Annotated in this window: 15 protein-coding genes and 1 pseudogene; 8 read left to right on the forward strand and 8 right to left on the reverse strand. The window is 53.1% G+C overall.

All coding sequences use genetic code 11. The features are described 5' to 3' along the window. Positions 1 to 121: 121 nt before the first annotated feature. The 4 genes from AC2FNV_RS14845 to AC2FNV_RS14860 form a co-directional block, all read right to left on the reverse strand. Entirely contained in the window at positions 122 to 460 is a 339-nt protein-coding gene (locus AC2FNV_RS14845) for a tRNA-binding protein (RefSeq protein ID WP_170478467.1), read from the reverse strand. Next, positions 453 to 1,268 carry a pyrroline-5-carboxylate reductase gene (proC, locus tag AC2FNV_RS14850; RefSeq protein WP_170607249.1) on the reverse strand — a complete coding sequence of 272 codons (816 nt, stop codon included), beginning with the start codon at positions 1,266 to 1,268 and terminating at the stop codon, positions 453 to 455. Before proC ends, AC2FNV_RS14845 begins: the two co-directional genes overlap by 8 nt. A gap of 38 nt (positions 1,269 to 1,306) precedes the next feature. After that, positions 1,307 to 1,807, reverse strand: coding sequence for a type III secretion system chaperone family protein (locus AC2FNV_RS14855; RefSeq protein ID WP_170478462.1), 501 nt, complete (start codon positions 1,805 to 1,807; stop codon positions 1,307 to 1,309). 323 nt (positions 1,808 to 2,130) lie between these two features. Continuing rightward, on the reverse strand, positions 2,131 to 2,379 hold the full coding sequence (locus tag AC2FNV_RS14860) for an accessory factor UbiK family protein (RefSeq protein ID WP_170478459.1): 249 nt from the start codon (positions 2,377 to 2,379) through the stop codon (positions 2,131 to 2,133). A 97-nt stretch (positions 2,380 to 2,476) separates the two neighbouring features. Here AC2FNV_RS14860 and lgt point away from each other — a divergent pair, with 97 nt between their 5' ends. From lgt to AC2FNV_RS14885, 5 genes are all read left to right on the forward strand, one after another. Next, entirely contained in the window at positions 2,477 to 3,364 is an 888-nt protein-coding gene (gene lgt, locus AC2FNV_RS14865) for a prolipoprotein diacylglyceryl transferase (protein ID WP_170607250.1), read from the forward strand. Beyond that, on the forward strand, positions 3,361 to 4,428 hold the full coding sequence (locus AC2FNV_RS14870) for a class I SAM-dependent methyltransferase (protein ID WP_170607252.1): 1,068 nt from the start codon (positions 3,361 to 3,363) through the stop codon (positions 4,426 to 4,428). The genes lgt and AC2FNV_RS14870 overlap by 4 nt, the downstream gene beginning before the upstream one ends. Then, entirely contained in the window at positions 4,425 to 5,183 is a 759-nt protein-coding gene (pgeF, locus tag AC2FNV_RS14875) for a peptidoglycan editing factor PgeF (protein WP_170607254.1), read from the forward strand. Before AC2FNV_RS14870 ends, pgeF begins: the two co-directional genes overlap by 4 nt. Before the next feature lie 271 nt (positions 5,184 to 5,454). After that, positions 5,455 to 5,583 carry a hypothetical protein gene (locus tag AC2FNV_RS14880; protein ID WP_302477842.1) on the forward strand — a complete coding sequence of 43 codons (129 nt, stop codon included), beginning with the start codon at positions 5,455 to 5,457 and terminating at the stop codon, positions 5,581 to 5,583. A gap of 328 nt (positions 5,584 to 5,911) precedes the next feature. Next, positions 5,912 to 6,694 (forward strand): Hint domain-containing protein, encoded by a 783-nt coding sequence (locus AC2FNV_RS14885; protein WP_170607256.1) that lies wholly within the window; start codon positions 5,912 to 5,914, stop codon positions 6,692 to 6,694. 118 nt (positions 6,695 to 6,812) lie between these two features. Here AC2FNV_RS14885 and AC2FNV_RS14890 read toward each other — a convergent pair whose 3' ends face one another. After that, positions 6,813 to 7,313 (reverse strand): Lrp/AsnC family transcriptional regulator, encoded by a 501-nt coding sequence (locus AC2FNV_RS14890; RefSeq protein WP_170607258.1) that lies wholly within the window; start codon positions 7,311 to 7,313, stop codon positions 6,813 to 6,815. A gap of 226 nt (positions 7,314 to 7,539) precedes the next feature. Between AC2FNV_RS14890 and trxB the strand changes: the two genes are divergently transcribed. The 3 genes from trxB to AC2FNV_RS14905 all read left to right on the forward strand — a co-directional run bounded on the left by trxB (position 7,540) and on the right by AC2FNV_RS14905 (position 12,210). Then, a complete protein-coding gene (trxB, locus tag AC2FNV_RS14895; RefSeq protein WP_170607260.1) occupies positions 7,540 to 8,481 on the forward strand; it encodes a thioredoxin-disulfide reductase in 942 nt (313 codons plus the stop codon). 121 nt (positions 8,482 to 8,602) lie between these two features. After that, complete coding sequence (locus tag AC2FNV_RS14900; RefSeq protein WP_437440881.1) at positions 8,603 to 10,297, forward strand: adenylate/guanylate cyclase domain-containing protein; 1,695 nt, start codon at positions 8,603 to 8,605, stop codon at positions 10,295 to 10,297. A gap of 197 nt (positions 10,298 to 10,494) precedes the next feature. Beyond that, a complete protein-coding gene (locus AC2FNV_RS14905; protein ID WP_170607264.1) occupies positions 10,495 to 12,210 on the forward strand; it encodes a bifunctional sulfate adenylyltransferase/adenylylsulfate kinase in 1,716 nt (571 codons plus the stop codon). Positions 12,211 to 12,330: 120 nt separating this feature from the next. Here the strand turns inward: AC2FNV_RS14905 and AC2FNV_RS14910 are convergent. The 3 genes and pseudogenes from AC2FNV_RS14910 to AC2FNV_RS14920 all read right to left on the reverse strand — a co-directional run bounded on the left by AC2FNV_RS14910 (position 12,331) and on the right by AC2FNV_RS14920 (position 13,971). Beyond that, positions 12,331 to 13,209 (reverse strand): annotated as a pseudogene (locus AC2FNV_RS14910) (PhzF family phenazine biosynthesis protein). A 118-nt stretch (positions 13,210 to 13,327) separates the two neighbouring features. Further along, positions 13,328 to 13,552 carry a DUF1150 family protein gene (locus AC2FNV_RS14915; RefSeq protein WP_170478432.1) on the reverse strand — a complete coding sequence of 75 codons (225 nt, stop codon included), beginning with the start codon at positions 13,550 to 13,552 and terminating at the stop codon, positions 13,328 to 13,330. A 5-nt stretch (positions 13,553 to 13,557) separates the two neighbouring features. Beyond that, on the reverse strand, positions 13,558 to 13,971 hold the full coding sequence (locus AC2FNV_RS14920; protein WP_170478429.1) for an Hsp20 family protein: 414 nt from the start codon (positions 13,969 to 13,971) through the stop codon (positions 13,558 to 13,560). Positions 13,972 to 14,085: the final 114 nt, after the last annotated feature.

Consider the following 14,085-nt stretch of genomic DNA (forward strand, 5'->3'; position numbering starts at 1 on the left):
GGCGACCTACGGCGATTGTTGAGATATTGTCCAGTGCCACGTGCACCATTGTTGTGCGCATTCTTTCGGTTACTTTGCCCTAGTGCGGTATAGGGGCAGCCTAACCCATATCGCACAGCAACTAATGCATCCTGCCACCAAGCGGTACTGGTTGATCTGGACTGATCAGCACAACCTCTCCGTCTTTATCCGGCAATCCCAGAACTAACACATCGGACATGAACCGCCCGATCTGGCGCGGCGGAAAGTTGACGACGGCCATAACCTGTTTTCCGACCAAACCCGAAGGATCATAATGAGCCGTTACCTGAGCGGATGTCTTGCGCTCGCCGATCTCGTCACCAAAGTCTATCCACATCTTGATCGCGGGTTTACGTGCCTCTGGATAAGGTTCCGCACGAACCACCTTGCCGACACGGATATCGACCTTGAGAAAGTCATCGAACGATATCTTACTCACGCGACAGCTCCTTCGAACGTTCTGTCGCCGCCTGAACTGCTCGGTGCAAAAGGTTGGGGAAACCTTCTTCTGTGTGCATCAAAACCTCCAAAGCTGCTTGGGTAGTACCGTTTGGCGAGGTTACATTTTTGCGTAGTTGTGCCGGGTCTTCTTCGGCCGCCATCGCCAAAGCCCCGGCACCCGCAACCGTTGACTTAGCCAACCTCATCGCCAGATCAGGCGACAGACCCTGAGCCTCACCCGCTGCGGCGAGAGTTTCGATCAGGTGAAAGACATAGGCTGGCCCCGAACCGCTGAGGCCAGTGACAGCGTCCATCTGATGCTCATCTTCCAAACGAACAGTTTCGCCAATGGCTGACAGAAGGTTTTCCGCCAACGCCATGTCTGTGTCAGAGGTTTTTGAATTTCCGACCAGCGCCGTTATTCCCCGTCGGATGGCGGCCGGGGTATTGGGCATCGCACGAACGATTGGTGTTTCGCCACCTAATATCTGCTCAAATGTGTCGATCGAAGAACCGGCCGCAACGGATATGAACAGAGTTTCACCGCCGCCCAACGCCTTGATGGTTGGTAGAGCCTCGCCCATCATCTGTGGTTTGACCGCAACCAAAACTACGGCAGGTGCTTCAGGTAGAGCGGCATTGATTCTTACACCTTGCGATTTCAACCAATCCGAGGGGAATGGATCAATCACCCAAACCGACCTTGCGGGCAGACCGTGATCCAGCCAGCCCGCCAACATCGCCGATCCCATCTTGCCGCATCCCAGAAGCACGAGTCCCCGTTCAGCAACATGCGACACATCCATCCTTGCCCCTCCCATGCGATGCAGTTCGGGGCAAAGCTTTACGCGCGGCCGTAGGCCTCTGCAATGGCGACTTGCATCGCTTCTTCCGGGGTTCGATTGCCCCAAGTAACCAGTTGGATCGCAGGATAATAACGCTCTGCGCTCAGAACTGCAGCGTTTATCATCGTGTCAATCTGCTCTGGGCTGGCTGCCTGGCCACCAGCCAAAACGAGACCATAGCGATAAACCATCAGTTTCTGATTAGCCCAGTATGTGAATGCTCCGGCCCAGCACTGGTCATTCATCTTATTGAGCAGTTCATACAGTTCAGCCTCACGGTCTGTTGGCGGTTCCATCTCGAACGAACAGACCATACGCAGCGTTTCGTCATAGTTGGACCAAGCCAGTGTAATTGAATAAGTTCGCCACTGCCCCTCCACTGCCATGGCAATTTGATCATCACCGATCCGGTCGAAATCCCAGTCGTGATGTTCGGCAAGATGTTCAACAATGTCGATTGGATGAAGATCTTCTTCGAGATACTGCTCGGAAAGGGCCATTATGCCACCTCACTAATCTCTAGCAGTTGGGGGCTGGCAGCGCCCCAGCGCTAGTTGCCTGCTCTACAAGCCGGGCTTCCCCCTTGGGCCTGTACTAAATATGGTGCGATGTGGCAGAGTCTGTGGCAACCCCCATTTTTGGGGAAATGTGCAATAAGTTGTGGATAGTAGGCAACGCCGATCAAAATATTGGCAAAGATTGTAGCTTTGCCTTGATTAATTGCCGCGATGCGTCAAGATACACCGCACCGCAAGATCCCACGTATGGGCCGCGCGGTGTACATCTTTGCCATTTTTTTCTGAAGTCGACAGTAGCCTGCACGCTACTTGTTCAGTTGCGCCTCAATTTCCGCAAGACGCGCTTCTAACGCTGCATTTTCTTCGCGTGCTTTTTGGGCCATGGCGCGAACAGCATCAAATTCTTCGCGTGTCACGAAATCACGATCAGCCAACCAACGATCTATCATCGATTTCATCGCATTCTCGGCTTCTTCCCGGGCGCCCTGGGCAACACCCATAGCGTTGGTCATAAGTTGGGACATGTCGTCCAAAATTTTGTTACGGGTCTGCATGTCTGTACTCCGATAGCGTACTCAATTCCTATATGGGCAATGTATCGCGCAGGCTCAAGGTTGACTTGACCCGTGCACCCCGGGCAATGAGACGCACATGCAGGCTGTAATAGACTTCCCCGAATTATCCCCCGAACTTTTTTCGATTTCGATTTTCGGGATGGAACTTGCACTCAGATGGTACGCGCTGGCTTATATTGCGGGCATTCTGATCGCATGGCGCATGGCTGCTGGGGCGCTTCGTCGGCCTACTCTTTGGCCCGCAGATACACCGCCCATCAAGCCCGAACAGCTGGAAGATTTCATTACGTGGATCATCCTGGGCGTGATTCTGGGTGGGCGTTTGGGATTTGTTCTGTTCTACCAACCCGGATATTACCTTTCGCATCCGCTAGAGATTTTGATGGTCTGGCAAGGTGGTATGGCGTTTCATGGCGGGCTCTTGGGTGTCGTGATCGCGACATATGTTTTCGCGCGAAGACATGACATAGCAATTTTATCATTAGCCGATTTAGTCGCTTATACGGTTCCGCCCGGGCTGTTTCTTGGACGATTGGCAAATTTCATCAATGCCGAACTATGGGGCCGACCATCTGAGTTGCCTTGGGCTGTTATTTTTCCCGGCGCTGCTGCGCAGGACTGTCCCGGAGTTATTGCTGGCGTATGCGCACGGCATCCCTCGCAACTGTATGAGGCGATATTGGAAGGGTTGCTTTTGGGTGGGTTGCTTTTGTGGCTGGTTTATCGTCGCGATTGTTTTCGCACTCCCGGGTTTGTCATGGGCGTCTTTTTAGCGGGGTATGGCATTTCGAGATTCATCGTCGAATTCTTTCGCCAACCTGATGTGCAATTCGTTTCGGCAGGAAACCCACTAGGATTGGCTTTTCATATTGGCGGATACGGACTGACAATGGGGCAGATTTTGTCACTCCCAATGATTGCACTGGGCGTTTGGTTTGCCTTACGCGCCCGGCGAAACGCATGAGCTTAAAAGATATTCTTATCGCGCGAATTCAGCAAAACGGTCCGCTCACCGTGGCCGACTATATGACGGAATGCTTGTTACACCCAAAACATGGGTACTATACCAACCGCGATCCACTGGGTTCGCGGGGTGATTTCACAACCGCACCCGAAATAAGTCAGATGTTCGGAGAATTGATCGGGCTATGCATCGCGCAATGTTGGGTGGATCAGGGCCGGCCCGCACAAATTTGCCTTGCCGAATTGGGACCTGGGCGCGGAACGTTGATGGCGGATATTCTCCGTGCGACGCGACAAGTGCCCGGATTTCACGATGCCGCTGAAATCTTTTTGCTCGAAGCATCACCGACCCTGCGAGAAATTCAGCGTGAAACGTTGCGGGATTACTCGCCAAAGTGGATCTCCTCAATCTCAGATTTGCCCGCACTTCCGCTATTCCTTATCGCAAACGAATTTTTCGACGCACTACCGATTCGCCAGTTCTTAAGGGATGGCGATGGATGGCGCGAACGGTTGGTTGGGTCGGACGGAAAATCCTTAAATTTTGGCCTTGGGACGCGGGCCGCTCAAACTTTGCTCAAGGACCGACTCACTGACACTAATGACGGTGATCTGGTCGAATGTTGTGCAGCGGCAGTTCCAGTCATATCCTCGGCTGCGGAACGGATTGCGACCTGTGGCGGCATGGCCCTGATCGTCGATTACGGTGATTGGCGGGCATTGGGCGACACCTTTCAGGCCCTTCGGGACCACAAACATTCCGATCCACTTGAAGAGCCGGGAAAGGCAGATTTGACGGCTCATGTAGATTTCGAAGCCATAGCGCGCTCAGCCCAATCGGCAGGATGCAGTTTTTCGCGCCTCACCCCGCAAGGCGTGTATTTGGAGCGCTTGGGGATAACTGCGCGGGCACAGAACTTGGCCTCGTCACTTCAAGGCCAGGCGCTCGAAGCGCATATCTTGGCACATCGACGGTTGACGCATCCCAATGAAATGGGAAACCTGTTCAAGGTGCTTGGTATTTATCCGCCATCTGCAGCGCTGCCACCGGGATTGGAGCCATGACCTTGGAAATTCTCACCTCGGAATTGCTATCGCCTGTCAAACACGGGTTCTTCAGCAGGCGCGGCGGCGCGTCTTCCGGGATCTTTGCCGGATTGAATTGTGGTTTTGGTTCATCAGATCTGACTGAAGCCGTGGCATTGAATCGCCGACGTGTCGCTGAGGCAATGGAGGTTGGGCCGGATGCGTTGGTTGGGGTACATCAGGTGCATTCCCCCGCTGTGCTAACTGTGGATTCGCCGATCGAAGGAAGTAAACCCAAGGCGGATGCCCTTGTTACTTCCACACCTGGTCTCGCCCTGACCGTCCTCACCGCAGATTGCCAACCAGTTTTATTCTCTGATCCAGATGCAAAAGTTATTGGTGCCGCGCATGCAGGCTGGCGTGGGGCACTGGACGGCGTTTTGGAAGCGACACTGGACGCGATGGAAACGCTCGGCGCCAGACGGAGTAATACTTCAGCCGTTATTGGTCCTACAATTTCGCAGCGGGCTTACGAAGTTGGCCCTGAATTTATGGACGAGTTTTTGATGGCATCGCACGACAATGCCAGATTTTTTGCCAATGGACAGGGCGACAGACTGCATTTTGACCTACCTGCCTTTGGCCTGCACAGACTTCGCGAAGCTGGCGTGGGACAGTCTGAATGGACGCGGCATTGCACATATTCTGACCCGGAAAAGTTTTTTTCCTATCGACGCGCCACCCACGCCAAAGAGGCAGACTATGGGCGCTTGATTGCGGCGATAAGACTTTAATTTCGGGCGTAAATATGGCAACTCCGCCACTTTTCCGCCACAATTATTGTGTTTACCTGACTCAGAATCGTTTCAATTTTTCACAAGTGGTCAGGGTGTTACCTTGGATTTTGGTCTGAGAGTACCCGTCAGGTTAACAAAGAGGTACACGAAACCTTCAATTTGTCCTCAATTCATCCCGGATCAGCCTTATCCCTGCCGCAAACCCGCGTCAGATTTAGTGTTGTAACGGAAACAAGGGCGCTAGCCCGATGCAGAGCAGGACAAGAAAATGAAGCCAAAATCACGCTTTCTGACCGCCGTTGTTGCGGCCGTAATGGCGCACGAACCGGAAATGCCATGGAAGCGGGTTTCAAGCCATTCCGCCAGAGTTGCGCGCCGCTTGGCAGGTCGGCTCTGATGCGGGCCCCTTCGGAACTAAGCTGCCAGTTCCAATGGGCAAAACGCACGCCAAACTGTGCTCCGGTCTGGTGTGCGACGTCGCAGATGGGTTTGCGTCGTTTTTTTTTCGGAGCATGTGCGCGCAGGTGGTCAAAGCCTGCAGTTAAAGAGTTTGTCTGGGGGGTCATTAAATTGGCCAAAACAAAGTGTTTCTTTTTGCGGTTCGGTTTCACTGTGAAATCCGTTCTGCGGCTGCCCTGTTGATCGAAGGCAATGAACAAGACCGTCTGGCGGGTATGCGAGGGGTTCAGCCCGCCTGCACGGAAGTACAAGAGGGGACGGAATAAATGGCTATTCCAAATTCACTGGCCCGCGCGGCGAGAAACGCCGTCGAGACATCGCCTCTGCTGCGCGAAGCACCTCAGCCAGGGGCAAAGCAAAAACCGCAACTGCGGCGCTATGAAGTCAGTGCGTTACTGGAAAACGGGGACTTTTCGCAAACACGCCACATTGCACCCGCATTGCCAATGTTCGAAGATGCATTCTGTGCCTTCACGCGCGGTTCCTTAGTGGAAACGCAACAAGGGCCTATGGCCATCGAAGATCTGTTGCCCGGCGATTCAGTTCTGACGCATGGTGGATCATCTGAAACGGTGTTGTGGAAAGGCTCCGTTACGCTGATTCCGGGGCGCGAAGACTCACGCGGCCGAACTAGGCCTCTGACGCGAATCATGGCGGACACCTTTGGGATGCAAAAGCCGATGTCTGGCGTTATCGCTGGCCCGGCTGCTCGACTATTGAGCACACCGCCTCATCTGCGGCATTTGAATGGCGGTCAGCCGATGCTTACCCCAGTAAGCGAGTTTCAGGACGGAATGGGTGTAATCCAGACCCTCCCGCCGACGCCTGTCGAACTGTTTCACATCTGCTTGCGAAGACACTCTGTGATCCGCGTCGACGGACTGCAGTTTGAAACCTATCACCCTGGCTCAAATGCCGTTCGAACGATCAGTCATTCCTTGCGCTCCATTTATCTCAACTTATTTCACCACATAGATTCGTTGAGTGATTTCGGGCCGTTGCTGGTGCCGCGCGCCGGAGACGGTGAAATTGATGCAATAACCGCGTAATGCATTGATCGTTAATGCCAGTGCGGGGGCATGATGCAGATTTTATTTAGTTGGGTGATCTATTTGACTGTGGTTTCATTGCTGCCGCCCTGCAAAGCTGACCAAACAAAAAACACGGTCAGGCGGTCCGGTTCATCCGTTCTTCCAAGACGTCAAATGGCACGCCTGGCTCGTCTTTTGCGCCTCGGATAACAAGTGACGTTTTTACGCTGGCCACATTGGGTGTCGTCAACAATTCACCCGTTAGAAACTGTTGAAAGCTGCTTAAATCTGGCGCTACGCATTTCAGGATAAAGTCCACTTCGCCATTCAACATATGACATTCCCGAACCAGCGGCCATTCGCGGCATCGTTCTTCAAAAGTGCTCAGTTCGGTTTCAGCCTGGCTCTCCAGTCCAACCATAGCAAAAACCTGAACTTCAAAACCCAATTCGCGGGCATCAACCTCAGCGTGATAACCACGTATATACCCTGCGTCTTCCAACGTGCGCACGCGCCGCAGGCATGGAGGTGCGGAAATACCGACACGTTTTGCAAGCTCGACATTAGTCATTCGACCGTCGGACTGCAGTTCAGCCAGAATTTTTCGATCGATCTCATCCAGCCGCGTCGTAACCATCAATGACTCCTGAAATTTACCAGTTCTTATAACAGCGCCCTGCTAATGCGCAATAATCTTTCGCCTCAGCGCAACATTCTGCATTTTGATCGCATTCCATCTCTTTTCTACGAAAACCTGGCATATCAACTTCATTGTTCAAAAGGGCTTTAAGCCCCCTGCTGCCGTCGCTATATCCAATCGCGGCGGGCTGCAGCCCGAGGCAGGCAGATTGAGTGGGGGCACCATGGCAGAGACACGACACACGAAGGTTCTGATTATTGGATCAGGGCCGGCCGGATACACCGCAGGCGTTTATGCAAGCCGCGCAATGTTGGAGCCCATATTGGTGCAAGGAATTGAACCAGGCGGCCAATTGACCACCACGACCGAAGTGGAAAACTGGCCAGGGGACACCGAAGTCCAAGGCCCGGACCTGATGGTACGCATGCAGGATCATGTCAAGGCAATGGGCTGTGAGGTTATCGGCGACATCATCAATGACCTAGACCTAAGCAAACGCCCTTTCACAGCCACTGGTGACAGCGGTACGATTTACACTGCTGATGCGGTGATTTTGGCCACTGGCGCCCGTGCAAAATGGCTCGGCTTGCCATCCGAAGAAAAATTCAAGGGCTTTGGAGTTTCAGCTTGTGCCACCTGCGACGGGTTCTTCTATCGAGGCGAGGAAATCGTGGTTATTGGGGGTGGCAACACTGCCGTCGAAGAAGCTTTGTTTCTGACAAATTTTGCCAGCAAGGTGACCCTAATACACCGTCGTGATGAATTGCGCGCCGAAAAGATCCTGCAGGATCGGCTCTTGAAGAATGAAAAAATAGAACCTCTTTGGTTCCATGAGCTGGAGGAGGTCGTCGGCACTGATACACCGTTAGGTGTCGAAGCAGTTCGTGTGAGAAACGTGAAAAGTGGGGAAATAACAGAGATACCCTGTAAAGGTGTCTTTGTCGCGATCGGTCACGCACCTGCGAATGAGCTGGTTAAAGACAGCCTCGAGACGCACATGGGCGGCTATGTCGTGACTAAGGCAGGCTCGACCGAAACATCGATTCCGGGCGTTTTTGCGGCGGGTGACTTAACGGATCATATTTATCGGCAGGCGGTCACCAGTGCCGGGATGGGCTGTATGGCCGCGTTGGATGCGGAAAAGTTTCTGGCGGAGCACGATTAAAAATTTTTCCTGCGCCTAATAGCAGGTTCACTGACCCAAGTGCGTCGGCAAACTGCGGTTGGGGTCTATTGACCCCTGCCCTTCACCATATCAGACTCGGCGTTAGTAGGGCACGATATGGATGATTTCATTGGAAAACGCACTTTGGCGCGGCGGATGGGCAACCCGACTTAGGATCGCAACTGGCCTGGTGCTATTTGTGTTCGCGTTTTTCCACTTTATTAACATAGGCTTGGGACTGTTTCATACCGACCTGTTGCATGGGATGCAAGAAAGTCGTCAGTTGGTCTCTCGGCACAATGTGTTTAGTGCCATATTGTATGTCGCCCTGTTCATCCATGCGACACTGGCTTTGCTGTCGTTAGCACAGCGGCGGACGCTTCGGATGACATTAAGCATGGCGTTGCAAGCAGTTTTAGGGTTACTGATTCCCATTCAGCTAATCGCACATATCGTGCAAACCCGTTACGCCCATGAAATTTATGGCGTCAATGACGAGATGGGGTACATCATCGTCTTGATGTGGCCCAGCACCGCCATCTGGATGCAGAGTTTGCTGATCCTTCTGGTTTGGATACATGGGTGTATTGGCTTGCATATGTGGCTGCGCTTGACCAATTGGTGGCGGGCCATTGTACCATACCTGATTGGATTTGCCGTATTTGTTCCTGGTTTTGCACTCGCTGGCGTGTTGACCGAGGGGCGCCGATTGTGGGCAGACTTTGCCGACCCGTTTTTGCGCGAACAATATATTGAGCATTACAATTGGCCTTCTCCAGAAGAGTTCGATGCACTATTTGGCGTCACCGACGCATCGATGACGGTATTCTGGTTGGCACTGGCTTTGACCGGATTGACCTACCTAGGGCGCAAGTTTTGGCGCCGGCGGCATTCCGTTCGGGTGCGTTATGTTAATGGCCCCGAGGTCGTTTCAGAAAAAGGCATGACCTTGCTGGAAATATCCCAGGCAAATGGTGTGCCCCACACGGCGTTGTGCGGCGGCAAGGGGCGTTGCACCACTTGCCGAATATTTGTCGAAGACGGCGGAGACCAATTACCGGCACCAAGTGACATTGAGGCCCGAAGCCTGTCGGCCGTCGGCGCACCTGATGGTATGAGACTGGCCTGTCAGGTACGCCCGACAGCACCTTTGACCGTGTTCCGAGTTTTTCGTCCTGACGGAGGGCGCGGCAGGGCTCATGCCAGTCAAGGGCAGGAAAGGCAGCTAGCGGTTCTTTTTTTGGATATGCGCGGCTTCACCGCCCTAACTGCCGGGCAGTTGCCATATGATATCGTCTTTCTGCTGAACCGGTTTTTCGACGCCATCGTACCGGCGATCACCGCAAATGGGGGCACAGTAGACAAGTACATGGGCGACGGTCTGTTGGCGATGTTTGAAACCAGAGACGCGGCCAGTTCCGCGTTGGCAGGCCTGAATGCCGCAGCGGGGGTTGGGCATGCCCTTGAGCGTTTCAATCAACAACTAAAGGCTGAGGGTAGTCCAGAAATCAGAATAGGCATGGGACTGCATTTAGGTGATCTGGTTCTGGGTGAGATTGGCGCAGCCAAACACGCGCCCCGAACAATAATCGGAGACGCAGTCAATGTGGCCAGCCGCCTCGAAGCAGAAACCAAAGCCCTGCGGGTCGAACTCCTCGTTTCCCAATCGGTCTTGCTTGCAGCTGGCCTTGAAACAAACCCAGACGAACTGCGCGATTTCCAACTTCGCGGCGTTTCCGAATCTGTGCCAGCGTTACCGGTGGAGAGGGCCTCGGATCTTGAACTTCGATTAAAGCAAGAAGAACAAATTGCCTAACAGACGACCCCCAAACTGAAAACAAGGGAAAATTTACCTGTCAATAATTCTGGGTTTGGGAATTTTTCCCAAGCTCCGTAAAAACCTCATATTTCATCCTTTGTTTCAGGGACTCTCTGGACTTTGTCGAAAGTCCGGGGCACATCGTTTGGCAACACTTCGAAAAACGTGAAAATCTAACAGATACGAGTATTCCTATGACGATGTTAAGCAACTTGGCACCAATCCCTGAGCTTTACGTGTCTTACGAGTCTGCTCAAAAACTTAAGGCCGAAGCAGCAGATCTGACAAGCTGGGATCTGACGCCGCGCCAGATCTGCGATCTGGAGCTGTTGATGAATGGCGGTTTCAATCCATTAAAAGGGTTCCTGAGCGAAGCTGACTACGACAACGTCGTAGATAATATGCGGCTTGCTGACGGTACCTTGTGGCCGATGCCAATCACGTTGGATGTCAGCGAGGATTTTGCCGAGCGGATTCAACTGGGACAGGACATTGCTTTGCGCGATCTCGAAGGGGTTATCCTGGGCACAATGACCGTGACCGACCGCTGGATGCCGGACAAGCATCACGAGGCCAAGATGGTCTTTGGCGCAGATGACCAAGCGCACCCTGCGGTGAACTATCTGCACAATGCGGCCGGGAAAGTTTACTTGGGCGGCCCAGTTACAGGTATCCAACAGCCTGTCCACTATGACTTCAAAGCTCGCCGGGACACACCGAACGAGTTGCGTGCTTATTTCCGTAAACTGGGTTGGCGTCGCATCGTGGCATTCCAAACGCGAAATCCACTGCACCGGGCGCATCAGGAATTGACTTTCCGTGCCGCAAAAGAGGCTCAGGCCAACTTGTTGATCCATCCTGTCGTTGGGATGACCAAACCGGGCGACGTAGATCACTTTACCCGCGTGCGTTGTTACGAGGCCGTTTTGGACAAGTACCCTGCATCCACGACCTCAATGTCTTTGGTGAACCTAGCAATGCGCATGGCCGGCCCACGTGAGGCCGTCTGGCATGGCCTGATCCGCGCCAATCACGGTTGCACCCATTTCATCGTTGGCCGCGACCATGCTGGCCCTGGCAAAAACAGCAAGGGCGATGACTTTTACGGCCCGTATGACGCCCAGGATTTGTTTCGCAAGTTCCAAGATGAAATTGGCGTCGAAATGGTTGATTTCAAACAGATGGTTTATGTGCAAGAACGGGCGCAATACGAACCTCATGACGAAATCCTGGACAAAGACCAGGTTACAATCCTGAACATCTCAGGCACTGAACTACGTCGCCGTTTGCGCGAAGGATTGGATATTCCGGAATGGTTCTCTTTCCCCGAGGTCGTGCAGGAGTTGCGCAATCGCTTTCCACCACGCTCGCAACAAGGCTTTACCGTCTTTTTCACCGGTTTTTCCGGCTCGGGTAAATCCACTATTGCCAATGCGTTGATGGTCAAGCTGATGGAGATGGGTGACCGCCCAGTGACGCTGTTGGATGGCGATATAGTCAGGAAAAACCTTTCGTCCGAGTTGGGCTTTTCGAAAGAACATCGCGACCTGAACATCCGCCGGATCGGCTATGTCGCCAGTGAGATCACCAAAAATGGCGGAATTGCAATTTGCGCCCCAATTGCACCCTACGAGACCACCCGTCGCGCGGTTCGTGAAGAGATTGAGAAATTTGGCGCTTTCTGTGAAGTGCACGTTGCAACAAGCATTGAAGAATGTGAACGCCGCGACCGTAAAGGTTTGTACAAACTTGCCCGCGAGGGGAAAATCAAGGAATTCACCGGAATCTCTGACCCTTATGATGTTCCAGCAGATCCTGAGTTGCGCGTTGAAACAGAAAATGTCGAAGTGGACAATTGCGCCCATCAGGTTCTGCTTAAATTGGAGAGTATGGGCCTGATTGCAGGGTAAATTAGGGTGGTGTCTTCACAGACACCCTTTTCAGGACAAAGCGACAGCATGGTACCAAGCGTCGGACATGCATCGGTGACTGTGCTGATGAAAAGGAACAGGCTGCTCTTGATATGTTGCCTAAACCGGGAGATCCACCTGCCCACGCATCAGGACGAATCCTTGACCAGCTACCTTTACGCCAGTCATTGCATCTGTTGGTCCTACACGGGTCACCGTTGCTTGCCCAGGCCGACCCATATCGTGTCCTTGCTCGGCTATGAAGGTATCTTTTTGCATTAAACCGTGACGCCAAAGATAGGCGGCCATGGCTCCAGTCGCGGAACCTGTAAAAGGGTCCTCGGGCGGGCTGGGCGGTACCATAAGAAGGCGTGAAAAGGTATCCCCTGCGTTAGTCGCACCATTCAGTGTCACTAGGAAAGGTTCGGCCAAATCCGAACTGGCAAGACCTACGGACTCTGCGATTTTGGACAATGGGTCCAAAGCAAGCCGCGCGGCGCGCAAGGCATCGTGGTCGCGCAGAATCGTGACGCAACAGGGCAGTCCGGTAGAAACAAATTGCGGTGGTGAAATTATAGCCTCTGCGGGTAGGCCTATCGCAGCAGCGACAAGATCAACCGGGACATAATCACCAAACTCGGGCGCGACCTGCGTCATCTCAATTTCATCACCTTTCAGGTGGATAGAGACGATTCACGCACCTGTCTCCAGAGTTAAACTGTCGCCTGAAAACAGGTTACGTGCACGAAGTGCTTGAACCGTGGCAATCGTTGGATGCCCGGCGAAAGGAATTTCCCTGCTGGCCAAAAAATACCGGACACGAACATCAGCAATGTCGGATGGTCCGGTAAAGGTGCACTCCACCAAAGAGGTTTCGCGCACGAATGACGTGCAAACGTCATCCGGCAGATGCGCCGCATCATGAACCACGGCGCACCCGTTTCCACCAAATGGGCGGTCGGTAAACGCATCTACCCAATCAAAATCAAACCAGCTCATGATTATTCCCGCGTCTCCGTAAGTTGGCTCGGGGTCGCACCCCATCAGGGCACATCCATTGCCCGACCCGGCAGGAATGTCACGTCATTTATATAGTGAATTTTACCTCGCCGACGATTCAGTGCACCGGGACAGGAGACATGTCGTTCTGGCGCGCCAAAACGAATGCAAGCTTTCGGTCCGCTACCAGTGCCAATCGTTGTCCATCAGAATCGTGTACGGCATAAAGTTGGTCCAAATCGCCCGCCTGATCCCTAAGATCGCTTGGCAGGTCAGCAACCTCGACCGTTTTGACGTAAACGATGCGGTCACCTTCGGTGTTGAGTTCAATAGGTGTATTCATAGCCCTTACCCCTTTTTTATGTTGATTGTTTGCACCACGGTTTCAGGAACGGCGCGGGTCAGATCCACGTGCAACAGACCATTTTCCATTATCGCTTCGCCCACTTCGACCCCGTCGGCCAACACAAACATGCGCTGAAACTGACGTGCCGCAATACCACGATGCAAGAATATACGACCCTCGCTGTCGTCGTTTTGACGGCCACGGATCACAAGTTGACGATCCTCGATCGTAATCGACAGGTCCTCTTCGGCAAACCCTGCCACCGCCAGAGTAATTCGATATGAAAAATCAGAAGTCTGCTCGATATTGTAGGGTGGATATCCTTCGTTTCCGGCCTTTGCTGACCGCTCCAAAAGGCGTTCCAACTGCTCGAACCCCAAAAGATGCGGGTATGAGCCAAGAGTAAGTTTCGACACGTATATTCGTCCTTTTTTGCCAAAGCGACGTATGTGGCGGCCCCGTTCTGGCAACCGCTTGCAATAACATATGGGAACAATTCAGGATGTCCACAAGGGCTGGCCCGATTCAAA

The organism is Ruegeria sp. BHSA163, assembly GCF_059613365.1.